14 protein-coding genes and 1 tRNA gene are annotated in these 16,634 nt (G+C 41.2%); 7 read left to right on the forward strand and 8 right to left on the reverse strand.

Features of this window, described 5'->3' with window-relative positions:
- The first annotated feature begins 215 nt into the window (after nt 1–215).
- The 6 genes from LS71_RS09825 (at nt 216) to LS71_RS06745 (ending at nt 8,026) form a co-directional block, all read left to right on the forward strand.
- Nucleotides 216–338, forward strand: coding sequence for a hypothetical protein (locus tag LS71_RS09825; RefSeq protein WP_275050993.1), 123 nt, complete (start codon nt 216–218; stop codon nt 336–338).
- A 103-nt stretch (nt 339–441) separates the two neighbouring features.
- On the forward strand, nt 442–2,589 hold the full coding sequence (locus tag LS71_RS06725; RefSeq protein ID WP_275050995.1) for a TonB-dependent receptor domain-containing protein: 2,148 nt from the start codon (nt 442–444) through the stop codon (nt 2,587–2,589).
- A 437-nt stretch (nt 2,590–3,026) separates the two neighbouring features.
- Nucleotides 3,027–3,743: a YebC/PmpR family DNA-binding transcriptional regulator gene (locus tag LS71_RS06730; RefSeq protein WP_034356479.1), complete on the forward strand. Its 717-nt coding sequence runs from the start codon at nt 3,027–3,029 to the stop codon at nt 3,741–3,743.
- A gap of 48 nt (nt 3,744–3,791) precedes the next feature.
- Nucleotides 3,792–4,646, forward strand: a complete 855-nt coding sequence (locus tag LS71_RS06735; RefSeq protein WP_034356482.1) for a hypothetical protein — start codon at nt 3,792–3,794, stop codon at nt 4,644–4,646.
- A gap of 145 nt (nt 4,647–4,791) precedes the next feature.
- The gene (locus LS71_RS06740) at nt 4,792–7,155 is read left to right on the forward strand and encodes a DUF7494 domain-containing protein (RefSeq protein ID WP_238700371.1); all 2,364 of its coding nucleotides are present in this window, start codon (nt 4,792–4,794) and stop codon (nt 7,153–7,155) included.
- Between the two features lie 67 nt (nt 7,156–7,222).
- Nucleotides 7,223–8,026, forward strand: a complete 804-nt coding sequence (locus LS71_RS06745) for a HesA/MoeB/ThiF family protein (protein ID WP_034356496.1) — start codon at nt 7,223–7,225, stop codon at nt 8,024–8,026.
- 336 nt (nt 8,027–8,362) lie between these two features.
- On the opposite strand, the gene glf is transcribed toward LS71_RS06745, so the two are convergent.
- The 8 genes from glf to LS71_RS06785 form a co-directional block, all read right to left on the reverse strand.
- Nucleotides 8,363–9,463, reverse strand: coding sequence for a UDP-galactopyranose mutase (gene glf, locus LS71_RS06750; protein WP_034356488.1), 1,101 nt, complete (start codon nt 9,461–9,463; stop codon nt 8,363–8,365).
- A gap of 181 nt (nt 9,464–9,644) precedes the next feature.
- On the reverse strand, nt 9,645–10,793 hold the full coding sequence (locus LS71_RS06755; protein WP_052058174.1) for a glycosyltransferase family 2 protein: 1,149 nt from the start codon (nt 10,791–10,793) through the stop codon (nt 9,645–9,647).
- Entirely contained in the window at nt 10,790–12,289 is a 1,500-nt protein-coding gene (locus tag LS71_RS06760) for an O-antigen ligase family protein (RefSeq protein WP_034356490.1), read from the reverse strand. The genes LS71_RS06755 and LS71_RS06760 overlap by 4 nt, the downstream gene beginning before the upstream one ends.
- Nucleotides 12,290–13,210, reverse strand: a complete 921-nt coding sequence (locus tag LS71_RS06765) for a DUF4422 domain-containing protein (protein WP_034356493.1) — start codon at nt 13,208–13,210, stop codon at nt 12,290–12,292.
- Nucleotides 13,110–14,240, reverse strand: a complete 1,131-nt coding sequence (locus LS71_RS06770; protein ID WP_238700376.1) for a DUF4422 domain-containing protein — start codon at nt 14,238–14,240, stop codon at nt 13,110–13,112. Before LS71_RS06770 ends, LS71_RS06765 begins: the two co-directional genes overlap by 101 nt.
- A complete protein-coding gene (locus tag LS71_RS06775; protein ID WP_034355929.1) occupies nt 14,209–14,400 on the reverse strand; it encodes a hypothetical protein in 192 nt (63 codons plus the stop codon). The genes LS71_RS06770 and LS71_RS06775 overlap by 32 nt, the downstream gene beginning before the upstream one ends.
- A 107-nt stretch (nt 14,401–14,507) precedes the next feature.
- Nucleotides 14,508–15,629, reverse strand: coding sequence for a bifunctional 3,4-dihydroxy-2-butanone 4-phosphate synthase/GTP cyclohydrolase II (locus tag LS71_RS06780; protein ID WP_034355932.1), 1,122 nt, complete (start codon nt 15,627–15,629; stop codon nt 14,508–14,510).
- A gap of 191 nt (nt 15,630–15,820) precedes the next feature.
- A complete protein-coding gene (locus LS71_RS06785) occupies nt 15,821–16,261 on the reverse strand; it encodes a Dps family protein (protein WP_034355936.1) in 441 nt (146 codons plus the stop codon).
- 288 nt (nt 16,262–16,549) lie between these two features.
- Here LS71_RS06785 and LS71_RS06790 point away from each other — a divergent pair.
- Nucleotides 16,550–16,624 (forward strand) — tRNA-Gln (locus LS71_RS06790).
- Nucleotides 16,625–16,634: the final 10 nt, after the last annotated feature.

Raw genomic sequence — 16,634 nt, forward strand, 5'->3', positions numbered from 1 at the left:
CGCGTGGTCTTGCCCAAATGAGCAAAGCTCATCTGTGCGCCTAAAGTATAAAGTTATAGCTTAAGCTTTAGCTAATCTATCAACTTGGTCTTTAAGGTTAGATTCTATAAATTTATTTTAATTTCAGCTTAAAAAGCTACAATGAAAAGCATTACAACTCGAGATTTATTATTAATATTAAGTTGTAAAATATTTTTTGTTGAAAGGATTTGATTATGCGTTTTTCAAGTTTTCGCGCGTTTGTGCTTTGTAGCAGTATTGTGGCGGCGTCTGCGTTGCATGCTGATGAAACACAAACAAGCAGCAATATAACGGGGGGGGGGGCAGATACAAACTAACTCCAAAAATGAAAGTGATTCTAAAGTAAAAAATGTAAATTTAGGACGCTCTGTCGTTACTGCCTCTGGGTTTGAGCAAGACCATACGCTAGCTCCCGCTTCTATCTCTGTCGTCTCTCCGCAAGAAATCCAAACTCGCCCTGTGCGAGACCTAGCTGAAGCCCTTAGCAATGTGCCGGGCGTAAGTATCGATAGTGGCGTGACAAAGACAGGCGGCTATGGTATTTCTATCCGCGGTATGGGCAGTGGCTATACGCTTATCCTTGTCGATGGCAAACGCATTAATGGCGACTCTGAGCTGTTCCCAAATGCCTTTAGTGATAGTGTTACTAGCTTTATGCCGCCTATGAGTGCCATTGAGCGAATAGAAGTCATACGCGGTCCTGCCTCTACGCTCTATGGAAGTGATGCGATTGGTGGCGTGGTAAATATTATCACTAAAAAAAGCTTTGATAAATGGGGCGCGAGTATAGGTTATGATTACACCATGCAAGAAAATAAATCCTTTGGAAATACGCAAGGCTTTAATTTCTATACCACAGGTCCATTAAATGAGGCAAAAAATATTGGGCTTGCGCTAAGGGGTAGAATCTATACGCGTGATTTTGTCCCTAGCACAAGTCTTGCCAAGTATCCAGATGTTAATAATCAAGGACAATCTATCACTGCAACAGCGGGACGGAGTAACCTAGTAGGGCTAGCTCCTGCAAATATCTTTAATATCGGCTCAAGGCTCACTTGGCATTCACTTGCAAATATTGGCAATCAACCAAAACATAACGCATATTTTGACATAGACTATGCTCAGCAAAACTATGATAATTCACAAGCCCTGCTTGGTAACTATGGGAATAATGCAGCCGATACGACAGAGGAGCTAAAACAAGCAAGAAATGGCTATGGAGCAAGTATGGATATATCACGCCTTAATACGATACTCGCCTACAATGGCACATATATTGATAATCCAAATGCCCTACTCTCACGCCTTAAATTTGATACAAGCCTGCAATATAATATCACCGCTAATCCGCACAGATATGTGCCAACAGGCACTTTTTCGGCCTCTGCGCCTACTATTGATGGACTAAGGACAGGAAATGGCGTAAAAGCGGGTGATAGCCGTGAATTAAGAGGGGAGGATATTATCCTTGATGCAAAAAGCAATATGCTTTTTAATGTAGCTTCGTGGTTTGGGGTAAATACTACGCTTGGCGCGCGCTATTGGTATAATACTTTTCATGATAAACTTTTTCAAGCAGCAGGTGGCAAAGCTACCCAAGAGCAGCACATCGGCGCACTTTTTGGTGAAGCGGAGTTTATGTTTATTGATAAAATCTTTCTTACCACAGGCTTAAGAGGGAATTTTAACTCCATATTTGGCGCAAATGCCTCTCCTAGAATCTATCTAGCATATAATGCTATTGATGAGTGGCTCACTTTTAAGGGAGGTGTATCTACAGGGTATAAAACTCCCTCTCTCTCACGCCTTGTTAGTGGCGTGGCAAATTTAAGCGGACAAGGTACGACACACACTTATGGTAATCCAAACCTAAAGCCAGAATCTAGCATTAATTATGAATTCTCCGCAATAAGTGATAATGAATATCTTAATATATCTCTTACCGGGTTCTATACGGATTTTACAAATAAAATTGATAACACCGGCAGTGTGCAAAATGGACAAACTATAAATGGCTTTATATGTGGTGGCACTACATGCTCTGCGTATGTGAATGTAGATAAGGCAAAAAGCTATGGTGCGGAGGTGGCTTTAGGGATTAAGCCTATATCAGTAGGCTATGGTGATGTAGGTTTAAATGCTGCTTATACCTATACAAAAACAGAAATTACAAAATCAGGTAATGTAGCAAATGTAGGCACAAGACTTACAAATGTGCCGCTACACAATCTTAATGCCTCGCTTAATTATGATACGCGCTCTTTTGGATTCTATATTAGAGAAGAATATAAAGCGGGCATTTATAGAGGTGACCCAAGTGTGCCAAATACCATGGCTGCAACGCTTGGAGAATTTTATAAGCCAATTTATCTCACGCATCTTGGCGCATACTTTAAACCTTTGGAGCATTTAAGGCTTAATCTAGCAATATATAATCTTTTTGATGTAGATTTTGTAGATTATCAGCGCTACACTACGAATAATGCTTTAGGGTATGACTATGCAAATGCTTATAACTATATCCGCGAGGGGCGCCGCTACTATATGTCTATCCAAATGGAGTTTTAAGATAGAATCCATTGTAAGTAGGCTAGCGCGAAATTATCTTAGTTTGCTATAATGCCACGCTGTTGCTTTTTGTAAAAAAGCCGCGTGGTCTTACAAATATGAGCAAAGCCCATATTTGCGCCTAAAGTATAAAGTTATGATTGCTTGCGCACTCATCAACTTTGTTTTTTAAGGTGAGATTCTATAATGCCACGCTGTTGCTTTTTGTAAAAAAGCCGCGTGGTCTTACAAATATGAGCAAAGCCCATATTTGCGCCTAAAGTATAAAGTTATGATTGCTTGCGCACTCATCAACTTTGTTTTTTAAGGTGAGATTCTATAATGCCACGCTGTTGCTTTTTGTAAAAAAGCCGCGTGGTCTTATGTGAAATAAGCAAAGTTAGATTCTATAAGCCCCGCGCTGCACTCCAAATGAGCGCGGAGATGAAAGGAGCATTATGGGACGAGCATTTGAGTATCGCCGTGCCGCCAAAGAAAAACGATGGGACAAAATGAGCAAGGTTTTCCCAAAGCTTGCTAAAAGTATCACTGTAGCAGCCAAAGAGGGTGGCAGCGACCCCAATATGAATGCCAAACTGCGCACAGCCATTGCTAATGCCAAAGCGCAAAATATGCCAAAGGATAATATCGATGCCGCCATTAAGCGCGCAAGCGGCAAAGATGGCACTTTTAGCGAAGTAACTTATGAGGGCAAGGCAGCAAATGGCGTGCTTATTTTTATTGAATGCACCACAGACAACCCCACGCGCACCATTGCCAATATCAAAAGCTATTTTAATAAAACGCCTAATGCTAGCATTCTCACCAATGGTTCCATTGATTTTATGTTTATGCGCAAAAGCGTGTTTGAGTTCCGCACTGATGGCGATTTAGAGGAGCTAGAGCTCACACTTATTGATTATGGGCTAGAGGAGATGCAAAGCGCGCAAGATGATGAGGGCGTGTATCATATAGCCTATGGGGATTATAAGGACTTTGGGCGATTAAATGAGGGCTTTGAGGCGCTGCAAATTCCGCTTTTAAAAGCAGCCCTGCAGAGAATCCCAACTTCCCCTATAACGCTTAGCGAAGAGCAAATGCAAGATATTGAAAAGCTCCTTGATAGAATCGAAGATGATGATGATGTGCAAGCTGTTTATACAAACATCGAGTAAGCGCGTGGGTTTTATGCGCATTATGTTTATGTTAAAAGCGAGCGCGCTATGCTAGACTTTGCGCAAAGTATTGCAAATATCGCAAACAAACCCATTACAAAAGATTTTGGCTCTTTTAAATCACTGCTTAGTTTTGGTTATTACTGGCAGGCGCAAGATTTGGAGTATTTACAAGATTTAGGGCGCGAGATATTTATCCTGCACCCGCTTTTTGTGGATAAACACCTCTGCGCGGAGGACTTGCGCTATGAGATTGGCACAGAATTTGGCGTGGCGTGGCTTTTAGCCTATATGCTCACTCCCCTTTTAGAAAATACTTCAAGCGCACTTAAAGATGTGCTAAAAACGCTAGATATTGGCTATTTGGCTTCAGAATCTAATATCGCCGAAGAGGAGCTAGAGGAGATAAGTGCGCACCTTCATATGCAATCCTTTGGCATAGTGCTAGGTAGCGAGCTAGCCGCGCATTTAAACGCGTCAGAAATAGCTCAAATTTTAGGCACGCTTGGCAAGTGCGAGGCTGTGCATTTCATCATGCCAGAGCTTACAGATTCTATAACGCCACAAATTATAGAATCTAGCGTGCGCTCTCAACTTACAGCGTGCGAGGAGCTGCCAGAATCTAATGGGCATTATGTGTATATGCGCCCTTTTAGCGCACACGCCGCCGCACAGCAAGACTTGCCGCAAGCCGCACAACTGCCACTTTTGCAATGCCCACCGCTTTTTGCCCCAGCACTTAAACTGCAAGATAATAAGCGCGTTAGGCTCTGTTTTGAGGGTAAGCAAATAGAGGCGCTCTGTATGCGTGCGCCGCAGTTAAAGGGGACTATTGCGCTTTTATACCTGCCGCAAGCGCAAATAAAGGGCTATCCGTATAGGCAAGTGGAAGTAAAAGTATGATGTCATTGTAGCTCTTGCAGGTGCTTAGTTTGCATTGTGTGCCATCATTGTGTGCAAGTGTGATAAAATCCTAGATTCTATATTTTATGGCTCAAAATTTGCTTTAGCGTATTAAAAATTATGGCTTTTTAGCTTAGGAGTGTGCGTGCGAACATTGATTATAGCCCTGTGCTTGCCTTTTTATGCCTTTGCCCTTGATGTAACTATAAACTATGGCAAAGAGTTAAAAGAGCATTTTTCTGTGCTAAATATCGCCCACAAAGAGCCACTAGAATGCGCTGAAAACCGCGACACGCAAAATGTAGTCAAATATGTGGTTTGCTCCATTGAGCGCACGCCTATTGCGAGCTTTTCGCCTACAGAAACACTATTTTTTCGCTTTTGGAGTCGTGTAATTGATGGCAGATTCTATCTTTATATCGAACCAAAGCATAAAATTAAGCTTTTTTCCACGCCGCATGATTTAAAAGGCACGACTACCATTACCAAAGAACAGCCAAAGCAAAGCCTTTCATGGCAAGTCATTGGCTATAAAAATGAAATCCCTTTCCTTAATGAACACGCCTATCAAAACAAGCCAAATGGCATTAATTTCCCCATAAAAATCATCAAAAATAAGGATTTATTTTTTAATGATTTAGATATTAATCGAGGACCGCTGCATTATGAGGAGGGCGAGGACTTTGCGGTATATACGCAGATTAAGACACTTATGCAAAATCAAGCTTATATCGAGGCGGTTAAAGCCATTGATGAGACGCTTATTGCCTATCCTAAGAGTATTTTTACTAAAGATTTGCTGCTATTTAGACTGCGCGCGCTAGAGCATTTTGATTCTGTAGAGAATAGCGATATGATAGTGGATATGGGGACTAAGTGGATTAAAAAATATCCCACAGATTCTAATGTGCCAGAGGTGCTTTACTATCTTGGCAACGCCTATGCGGATATGCGCATTCCAGAGGAGGCAAAATATTATTTTGATAGAACTATTAGCGAATATCCTAAATCGCGCTATATGCCGCTTGCCAAAATGGCATTAGCCAAAAATTTCCACACCGGTGCGGACGCGAGTGTCGCCTCAAAGCTCTTTGCGCAAGCCTATCAAGAAGCTCCGGATTTAGATAGTGCGAGTGCTATTGCCATTGAGTGGAGCAAGGTAAGGCTACAAAACCACGATAAAGCACAAGCCCAAAAGCTTATGGAGACGATGTTTAAGGTAAATCCTAGCTACATTACCAAATATCCTATTAAAAATTATGATTTTTTAAAGCTTCTAGCAGAAGAGGGGCTTTACCTCATCGCCGCGCAGCTTGGTGAGTATCTTTACAATAACCTTTTAAGCGATGATATTTCTAAGGAGGATTTGCTCAATAATGTAAGTCTATGGTATCAAGCCGCTAACGCACCGCACGATGCGCATAGGATTAATAAAGTATTTTTGCAAGATTTTGAGCATCGCCCAAAGGCTGATGAGATAAAAGATAGAGATGATAAACTGCTTTTTGCCCTAGCTCAAGATGAGAGCGCAGATTCTAAAATCCAAAAATATGATTATATCATTGAGCATTACACCAACTCGCCAGAGCAGGAAAAAGCCCTTGAGCTAAAGGCACAAACGCTCTTTGATGAAGGCAAATACACAGAAGTCATAGCCCTAAAAGACTACCTTAAGCACTCGCCTATTATCCCCAAAGCCTATGCTGCGGCTTTGCATAAAAATATCATAGATAAAGACTGCAAGGCAGCTTCAAGCACTTATCTTGCTTACACACAAGTAGAAGTAGAGGCAAATGATAAAATGCCCCTTTTTGACTGCCTCTATTCTCTAGCGCTAAACTCGCAAGCCGCACAGGTCTCGCAGAATATGGCTGAAAATGCCAAAGATTTGCCCCAAAAGCTTGAGTGGCTCTACCGCGATAGCCTAAATGCCGCCAAACTTGGCGATAACAAAGGTGCTGCACGCGCAGGGAGGGACGCGCTGGAGCTGGCTAAAAGCCTAAAAAGCCGCTCGCACTATGATGTGGGCTTTACACTCTTTAATGCGCTTAATCAACTTGATGACAAAGAGGGCACGCTCAAAGCCTATGCATTTTTAAAGGAGAATGAGCCAAATAATCCCCAAATGCTAAGCGTTAATCTCACGCTTTTAAAAAGTGCTGAATTACAAAAAGATGAACTAGGCATTGAAATCTATGCTAAAGATATTTTGCGCCTGCAGGGCATTACAGGCAATAGCGCGGATTCTCCATATGTGGATTTTGCGCTCATTCAAAGCTACATTCGCACACAGCGCACTAATGAGGCTTTGAGCCTACTTGATGATTTATTGCAAAAAGATATAAATGATGATAATAAGCAAAAAGCCCTCTATCTCAAAGGCTCGCTGCTTAAAAGCACGCAGCAAGACGCCACGCCTGCCTTTGAGCAATGCCGATTAATCGCACATGAGGGGGCGTGGAAAAATCTTTGCGTGCAGGCTTTGGGCATTATTCAGGGCAATCAATAGGCGCGCAAATAGTAAAAATAAAAGCGCGCAAATTACGGCGCTAAAAAGCAAAGTTAAGGAAGCAAATATGTATAACTTCACTCAAGAGCAGTTAAGGCGATACGCGCGGCATTTTAGCCTAAAAGAATGTGGCTTTAAGGGGCAGGAGAAAATTATAGAATCTAAAGTGCTTGTCATCGGTGCAGGTGGGCTTGGCTCACCTGTGGCGCTTTATTTGGCAGCGGCTGGCGTGGGGGAGATTGGCATTATTGATGATGATAGCATAGATTTAAGCAATTTGCAGCGCCAAATCCTGCACACTACGCAAGAAATTGGCACGCCAAAGATAGAATCTGCGCATAAAAAACTAAGTGCACTCAATCCACATATCACCATAACGCCCTACCACACGAGGCTAACTGCGAGTAATGCGCTAGAGATTTTTGCGCGATATGATGTAATTGTCGATGGGGTGGATAATTTTGCCACAAAGTTTCTCATAAACGACGCGTGCGTACTGCTTGAGAAGCCTTATAGTTATGGGGGGATTTTGCGCTTTGCAGGGCAGAGCATGAGCATTAAGCCAAAGCAAAGCGCGTGCTATGCGTGCGTTTTTAATGCTCCTCCGCCTGAAGGAAGTGTGCCAAACTGCGCGCAAGCGGGGGTTTTTGGCGCGGTGGCTGGTATGCTAGGCACTATTCAAGCCGCTGAAGTGCTAAAAATTATTACCGGCATTGGCACGCCTTTGTATAATGAGCTTTTAAGCTTTGATGCGTTGGAGATGAATTTTCGCAAAATTGCCTTAAAGCAAAATCCGCAATGCCGCGTTTGTGGCAAAAATGGCATTACGACTTTGCAAGATTACACGCCCACACACTGCGCGATGCTGTAGGATTATGCAATTAGTGCGACACTTGCGGCATTGGCAACAAAATATCTACGATAAAAACTTAAAAATACACAATCATAAAAGGAGAAAGTTACAAACAGTGAAGAAGTTCCATACCCCCAGCATCATATCTAGTATGAAGGCTTACGGAGGGATTTCGGCGGCATTCTAACATAAATTATGCTAAAATGAGCATAAACTTTATAAATATGAAAATTATGCATATATGAAATATTAAATTTCATAAGTAAGGATTTATCCTGCTATGCCAAGGCTACTAACGCAGATTAAATAAGCCCAAACCCTACCTAATTTACAGAATCTACTCCCCAAAAGGTGCTAAAGTTGCGCAAAAATATCTAGCGCCCTAGCGATAACCTTATCCATATCATAGTAAGCATACTCCCCTAGCCGCCCAATAAAATGCACCCTAGCATCTTGCTCGCGCGCCTTTTTGGTGTATGCCTCATACAGCGCGCTAGTGTGAGCGTTTGGCACAGGATAGTATCGCTCTAATCCCCTAGCCCACGCCTTAGGATACTCAAAGCTTACAATCGTATGAGGCGTTTTAGCGTCTAAAAAATATTTATATTCGCCTATGCGCGTGTAGTCGTAGTTGTTTGGATAATTAATCACCGCCCCACTTTGGAAATACTCCCTTTCAAAGCGCACAAAGTCAAATTCCAAGCTTCGATAGGGCAGCTCGCCCAACGCATAGTCAAAATACTCATCAATCCCACCACTATAAAAAATCCTATCAAAGCCTTTTACAAAGCTAGATTCTAAATCCTTAAAATCACAGCCTAGCTCCAGCTCTATAAGCTCGCTCGCGCACATATTTTGGCACATCTTGCTATAGCCCTCAAGCGGAATGCCCTGAAATCTATCTTGAAAATAGCTATTATCTTTGCTCACATAAATAGGGACGCGCTTGAATACGCTTTCACTCAACTCTTCAGGCGTGCATTGCCACTGCTTAAGCGTGTAATGCAAAAAGACTTTTTCATAAATAAACTCGCTCAAAAATGCTAATTCTTTGACTTTTTTAAGCTCTAAAATTGACACTTTTTGCCCATATTGGTAGTGTTTAAGCAGGCTAGATTCTATATTTTGCGCCATTTGTGTGGGGAAAAGCATATATAAGGAGTTAAGATTAAAAGGCACAGGCACGAACTGCCCATCAATTAGGGCTTTGACTTGGTGCATATAAGGATAAAAGCGCGCAAAGCCATTGACATACTGCCATACCCTTAAATCATTTGTGTGAAAGATATGCGTGCCATACTTATGCACCAAAATGCCGCCCTCATCATAATCATACACATTCCCACCGATGTGATTACGCCTATCGATAACCACCACGCGCTCGCCCTTTACATTTGCTAGCCGCTCGGCTAATGTCAGCCCGCTTAACCCCGCTCCAACGATTAGATTTCTCACCTTTGCTCCTTGTTTTAGTGGTAACTAAATTTCGCCATTCTTAAGAGCCTTTAGCTCCTTGTCGCTTAAATGTTCTAAAATTAAAGTCATTGCCAATCCTTATAGTAAATTTTGTAATCATACAACACTTTGAAAAACGCCTCCTTTGCCCAATTACGCTTAAACAGATTCTATAAGATTTTTACTGCACTTCCCTTTTGCTATATTTTTTATCTATCACAACCCACCCAAAAAGCACCATTTTATATTCGTGCTTTAGTGGGCGGATACGAATACACACGCACTGCCTAAGAAACATATAACCCCCTATAATTATTCTGCCCAATGCTATAAGCACTCGCCCAAAAGCAGTTTGTGAAATCTTTTTTAAGTCCGCATTGTTCATTATCGCTTGATTTATACTTTCAAAAGTCGCTTCAAAGCCTAATTCATTACATATAAGTGGTGTTTTATCTAATTGATTTTTATCGCGCATAAAATTTAATACATTATTAAGTATGATAAAGGACTGCACCAACCCCCTGCCCTCTTTTAGCAATACATCATTTAGCCTATGTGCAGCAACCTTAACGCGCTCATAAGTTAAATCATAAAGTATGGGTAAATGATTATTTTGCGCCATAATTAATATATCCATTAAGCCTCTTGTTTGGTCATTCCACGCTTTTTTGTCCCATTTTTCAATCCTTTGATGTCCCACACGATAGCAGTAAGTAATATCTGTAAGTGCATAGAATCTCTGCGCGGCTAACATTACTTTTACAAAAAATACAGGGTCTTCATATTTTTTGTAATGCGGAAAAGTAATTCCACTATCTCGTAGCAAACTGCGCTTATAAATAAATCGCGTAAATCCAAAATCAAATTGCCAATCTCGATAGGCTATAAATCCCTCTTGCGCAAAAGTATAGCCAAAAAATTCTCTGCCAAATTGCGTAATAATCTCTCCCTTTCTATACTCGCTAAAGCACCCTCCACAAATAAGCGCACGATTTTCATTCGCCTTAGTGTAGAGTAATTCAATAATATAAGCGTTTGGGAAAAAATCATCAGGGTCAATAAAATAAATATACGCTCCGCTTGCTTTCTCTAACCCTACATTCCTCGCATACGCCGCGCCTTTATTTGCCTGCTCAAAGTAGCAAATGCGCCCATCTTTACGCGCATAATCCTGCGCGATTGCGCCACTTTCATCGGTGCTGCCATCATTTACTAAAATAATCTCTAAATTTGTATGACTTTGATTAATTATAGAATCTAAGCACTCGCGCAAATAATCTTGCACATTATAAATTGGCACAATGATTGAGACTTTGCCCTCTTGCTTCATTTTTTACGCCTCGCACTTGTATTTATCGCAAGAAACATACCAAGTAGCATAAAGCCTAGATTCTGTCCTGCGCGATTTGGCAATGCATCAAAGAAATTGCCCACAATAAGCCCTATGCTAAAAATAGCAAAGCCCAGCACAAAAATGCGCCTAGATTCTATATAGCGCACAGAATCTACGCCGCGTGGGCGTGTAGCTGCAAAATAAATTTTATACCCTCTTAGCAAAATCCACGCAAAAAGCCAGCCCATAAGCATAAAGCCAACTAACCCCAGCTCAAACCACGCATACAAAAAGCCATTATGATTTGTCCAATAAAATGGCAAAATGCTCCCGTCCTCAAAGATAGAAATATAATAAGGCAAATTTTTAGAATCTTGCCCAAAAATGCGCACAATATTCTTAGCAAAAAGCACCAATCCATAGCCATTTGGGCGCAAAGGATTATCCATAATGCCAAGATAAGTTGATTTGCTCATAGCAATGCGATTAAGCGAGCTATGCTCCCACACAATATGACTATCTTTAGGGAAAGATTGTGGCATACATCGCCGCTCTCCATACGGGGTATTCCACACAATGCAATTTGGGTCAAACTTCCCCATTTCAGCAGGCGATAGCTCCCATACTTTAAGCAATACATGCAGTTTGCCATATATGTTAAATCTATCGCTTAAATGCGCGCTAAAAAAGTAAAATCCACACGCCAAGGCTATAGTGCCACACAGCACGCAGGGTAAAATCACGCGCTTATATTTATAATGAGCCAAGCACGCCGCTGCTACACACATTGCAGCATAAGCCACATATAGAAATCTTGTGCTTAGGCACACGCAAGCGGCTATATTGATTATAAGCAAAATAACGCCCACAAGCCTATATTGTGCAAATATAGCCAAACTCACGCTAAAAGATAATATTAAGAAAAACGCATATCCTGTTTGCGCCTCGCTAAAAAACTTAGGCATAGCGCGATACACGCCTATAAAATCCCATAAACTCGTATGCTTAACATTTCCAGCTTTAGAATCTGCATACAGCACAAAATCTATGATAGTTAAAATAGGTTGAAGCATTATAAGTATGGCTAAAAGATACAAAAAAATAGCGCGCGCCTTAGAATCTAGCGCATAAAAATACATCGCCACTGCGCACATAAATATAAAAGGCTCAAGCAAAAATCGCCTCATATAAAGCAGGCTTAACCCCCTATCAGCACTAAAATATAAAGACACAAAGCCAAAAGCGATAATCCCACAAAGCATAAAAAGCGCATATTTAGAATCTAGCGCCAAAAATGTAAGATGTATTTTTTTCACAAAGCATAAAATGCAAGTAGAAAGAAAGGCTGCATATAAAAGATTAATGCCATATTTATGATAGATATTTGGCTTTAAAGTCGGCTCGCCTGTGCAAAGCAGCGCAATACCTCCAAGAAATAGCGCACCTGTAATAATGTAAAGTGTAGAAATAGATTTAGATTCTATAGGCTGCATTTATTGATATAGCGGCTTTTTTAGGATTCTTAGTTTGCCAACATAAAAGCGCTTGATGTTACCATCAGGCACCCAGCCAAACCATGGGCGATTATCTTTAAACTGCCATGCGCGATAGGTGGTTTTGCGCGTAAATGAAGTAGTAACTTTATAGACAATAAACACATTAAGCAGCCGCTCTGCCATAAAGCCATAGATTCTTTGTTGATATGGTGTATGAAATATTATATCTGTGCGTTTTTGTGTTTCAAACAATACAGAGAATAAAAACTCACAATACTCAAAATACAAATCCTTTTTCATAATAAACAAATTCCACCAGCTAAGACTCTGTCCGCGCGTGAAAAATACCTTTTGTATCGCCTCCTCATAATGCGGATACATCTCTCTAATCACTTCGAGTAATATATCTAAGTCTTTTTGATGATGGTCGCGCGCGTAAATTTCGTATTGATTTAAATAGCGCGAAGTATGCCAGCCACCGCCTACAACAATTCTATCGGCTGAAATAATATCTGCATTTTTTAGTCTAGATTCTATATTTTGCTGCGTTAGGGCAAATTTTTTCATCATTTTATGCGGAGTAATGCGCATAAAATTTACATCACAAATTTTTTTAGGCTTAATCGTGCCACTCAAATCCAACGCGCGCCGATAGTGAAACAGCCCATACACATCAGCTTGCATATTTTTCCACGCCCAATACATCGCCGTAAGCTCGCAAAAGTAGGGATTTAAATGGCTAATATGCTCCCCGCTATCATCATATAAAAGCTTTGCGCCTGCCTTTTGGCAGAGTGAATGCAAACTTTGCTTAACCTCACTGCTTGCTTGCTTTGCGCCTAAAAGTATGGGCTGCAGGATTTGATTTGCGATGATGGGCTGGGGTTTGTGATAGCACACAAGGATTTTGATATTCATACTGCTCCTTTAGTTTTAAGATGATTTTGCTCGCCAGCAAGGGGGGGGGGGGGGGTGAAACACGCCTTTTATACACGCGGATAAAGGCAAAGTAATAGCGCTCATATTCTAAACTTCTCACCACGCCAAAAAACTTTTTATTTTTCTCATACAGCAGGTGCGAGGGCAGCTCCACGACCTTAATGCCGCTTTTTATCTTAAAATCTAACCATACATTAAAAAGCCGCTCACTTAGATACCCAAATACGCGCCTTTGACGCGCATCATAATGCGTATAATCAATGCGTCCCATAATGCCAAATAGCACAGAAAAGAGCCACTCACAATACTCAAAAAACAGCTCCTTGCGCCAAATGGCGATATTCCAATAACTCACGCCTATGCCTTTATCAAAAAACACGCGCATGATAGAATCTGACATAGCCGGATTTTGCTCCTGTATAAACTGCAGCGCGATATCTAAGTCTGCTTGAAAATGCTGCAGGCAGTAGGCTTCATAAAGATTATAATGCGCGCTTTGCTTAATGATTTTGCGCGTGGGGATATAAATATCTGCTTTATGGGCTTTTATAGATTCTATAATTTGCGCGCTTCTTAGGGCGTATTTGGCAAAGGGTGCGCTTTGTGGGATAAAAAAATGCCAGATTTTACTCAAAATATTTTGCGCGCTAAAATCTAGCACACGCCGATAATGAAATAATCCATAATAATCTGCATCGATATTTTTCCATGCCCAATACATCGCCGTAAGCTCGCAAAAGTAGGGATTGAGAGATGAAATTTCTCGGCGTGAAATGTCTTGAGGTGAAACTTCTTGGTGCGAAAGCGGCACAGTTATAGAATCTAGGCGCTTAGATTGCGTGGATTTCGTGCAAGATTGCATAATATTGGATTTTGTGTCGTTAGGAGATGCTGTGGTAGATTCTATAACTTCTGCGCTTGTAGATTTCGCACTAGATTCTGTATCGCGCGTGGGTTTTATGGCGCTAGATTCTATACTATGAGGCTGCCCCCCCCCCCCGCACATCATTATCAAAAATTAGCGGCGTGTGGCTAGCCTCCGCGCGGGATAGTAGAGCGGCTTTTGTATTTTTATCCATATCCTGCGCGCCCACGACAATGGGCTGCAGCACTTCATTTGTAAGCAGCGGCGCACTTTTATGATAGCAAACAAAAATTTTAATATTCAAAGATTAAGCCTTTTAAATGTGTAGAGATTTTTGCAACATCGACATAATGTGCGATGAAATTTTTACGCAAACAAAAGTTGGCATTATAGAATCTTTTGCTTAAAGTTTCATACTTCAATGGTTTCTACCAAATGCAAATTAAAGCCGCTAAGCGCGCTGTATGCGCTTTTACTCGATGAAGCACTTAATAAAATAAAATCCTCCACGCCAAGCCGCTTTAGAATCTGCGCGCCTATGCCAAAATCCTTTATCCCCTCGCCCTTAGGCGCGCTGCTTAGCTGGGTGTTAAGAAAAATCAAATATCCGCCCTTTGCCTTTAAATGCTCAATACTGCGCAATAGCGCGCTAAACTCCTCATTATTTTGCAATAACGCCAAATCGCTCTGCACATTATGGAATCTAATCGCGGGCTTATATGCGTGCTTAGAGCGCTTAGATTGTTTAAAATCTTTAACTTTTTTAGATTCTATAGTATGTTTAGAATCTGCGCAATCGGCGTGCTTTGGGCTAAAGCTAAACACAATATGTTCGCGCTGCAAATGGTCAAAAAAGCTTAATTTTTCGCACTCACAGCCCATAAATTCTACATTTTCGCGGCTTTTTTCACTCACTAGATTCTCAAAATTAAGCCTATATTGAATAATATCGCTCACATATAGAATCTTAATATTGTGCTTTTTTGAGAAATCAAGCAGGAATTTATCGCCCCGCCGCGCCATGCTGCCGTCTTTTTTCATAATCTCGCAAATCACAGCAATAGGCAGCACCCCAGCCAGACGACAAATATCCACCCCAGCCTCAGTATGCCCAGTGCGCACAAGCACTCCGCCCTCTTTTGCTATAAGCGGGAAAATATGCCCAGGGCGCACAAAGTCCTGTGGCGTGGCGTTTGGCTCACACATTAGCCGTATCGTCATATCACGCTCGTAAGCAGAAATGCCAGTTTTCGCCTCGCGCGCATCAATTGAAATGGTGAAAGCGGTCTCATGATTGCTGCTATTGTGCCGCACCATCGGGGGTAAATCAAGTTTGCGCGCCACATCATCAGTCACGCACACGCAGATTAGCCCGCAGGCTTCCTGTGCCATAAAATTGATTTTTTGCGGTGTGGAAAAAATGCCAGCAAACACCAAATCGCCCTCATTTTCCCTATCCTCATCGTCCATAATTATTATCATTTCGCCATTTTTAATCGCTGAAATGGCGTCTGTCACGCGTTTTTTATACATTTTTTGCCTTTAAATTTTGTAAAGTAAAAGCAAGCATTGTATAAAAAGAATATAAATTTTTCATAACTTTTATAAGGGTGGCACGATGAATGAAAAAGGGGGAAATTAAGGGAATGAGCGGAGGTAAGAGGAGAGAATCTGCCCTAGATTCTATGCACAGATTCTATGAGTGCAGATTCTCTAAAAAGGGCTTACCCAAGTTGAGCTTTAAGCATCCAAATGGCTTTTTGCAGCTCGCCTACTTTATCATCTGCATACGCCGCGCTTACTTTATCGCCTGCTTTATCTGCTTCGCTTGATAGCTCACTAAAGATTTTTAAGAAATATTCATAATCGCTTAAAATCGCTTGAGCCACTTGCTTTGAGTGAAAGCTTGTCTTTGGTTCTTCTTTGATTTTTGCAGCCTTTAGCATATCTGCTAGCGTAACATAGGGCATTCCACCAATTTGCAATAAACGCTCTGCCACATCATCAAACACATCTGCAAAATGCTCATAAATCTCCTGTGTCGCCTTGTGTGTAGGGTGAAAATCCAAACCCTTTACATTCCAGTGAAAATTATGTGTTTTGATGTAAAACACTGATGAATCCGCTTGAATCTGCTTTAAGATGTCAATAACCTTCTTGCTCATAACCTGTCCTTTAAGATAAATTTTCCCCCTAGAATGTGCAAAATCCTGCAACAATCTTTATAAAAGAGAATGTCGGCATTGTAAATGAGTGGAGTAATATTTAAGCAAATAAAAAATAAAAATTATCGTTTGTAATAAATTTGTGTTTGCTTAAATTAACTTTATCTTTACTTTTTCGTTTTAAATGAGCGTTTTTGAGTGCCTGCTTGCTTGCGTTAGTGCAGATTCTATGCGGTGATGCAACTTGACAAAGCCTTGCAAACTCATTATAATTACGCCTCATTTTATTGGGGTATCGCCAAGCGGTAAGGCACCTGGTTTTGGTCCAGGCATTCAGAGGTTCGAATCCTTTTACCCCAGCCACTTCTTTACA

It is taken from the genome of Helicobacter jaachi (assembly GCF_000763135.2).
GTDB classification, from domain to species: domain Bacteria; phylum Campylobacterota; class Campylobacteria; order Campylobacterales; family Helicobacteraceae; genus Helicobacter_C; species Helicobacter_C jaachi.

Bases quoted from the DNA above. Each gene is read 5' to 3' on its own strand.
- LS71_RS06780 (WP_034355932.1), bottom strand. From the start codon at position 15,629: ATGTATAAAAAACGCGTGACAGACGCCATTTCAGCGATTAAAAATGGC.
- LS71_RS06765 (WP_034356493.1), bottom strand. From the start codon at position 13,210: ATGAATATCAAAATCCTTGTGTGCTATCACAAACCCCAGCCCATCATC.
- LS71_RS06730 (WP_034356479.1), top strand. From the start codon at position 3,027: ATGGGACGAGCATTTGAGTATCGCCGTGCCGCCAAAGAAAAACGATGG.
- LS71_RS06785 (WP_034355936.1), bottom strand. From the start codon at position 16,261: ATGAGCAAGAAGGTTATTGACATCTTAAAGCAGATTCAAGCGGATTCA.
- LS71_RS06755 (WP_052058174.1), bottom strand. From the start codon at position 10,793: ATGAAGCAAGAGGGCAAAGTCTCAATCATTGTGCCAATTTATAATGTG.
- LS71_RS09825 (WP_275050993.1), top strand. From the start codon at position 216: ATGCGTTTTTCAAGTTTTCGCGCGTTTGTGCTTTGTAGCAGTATTGTG.
- LS71_RS06735 (WP_034356482.1), top strand. From the start codon at position 3,792: ATGCTAGACTTTGCGCAAAGTATTGCAAATATCGCAAACAAACCCATT.
- LS71_RS06770 (WP_238700376.1), bottom strand. From the start codon at position 14,240: ATGATGTGCGGGGGGGGGGGGCAGCCTCATAGTATAGAATCTAGCGCC.
- LS71_RS06745 (WP_034356496.1), top strand. From the start codon at position 7,223: ATGTATAACTTCACTCAAGAGCAGTTAAGGCGATACGCGCGGCATTTT.
- LS71_RS06760 (WP_034356490.1), bottom strand. From the start codon at position 12,289: ATGCAGCCTATAGAATCTAAATCTATTTCTACACTTTACATTATTACA.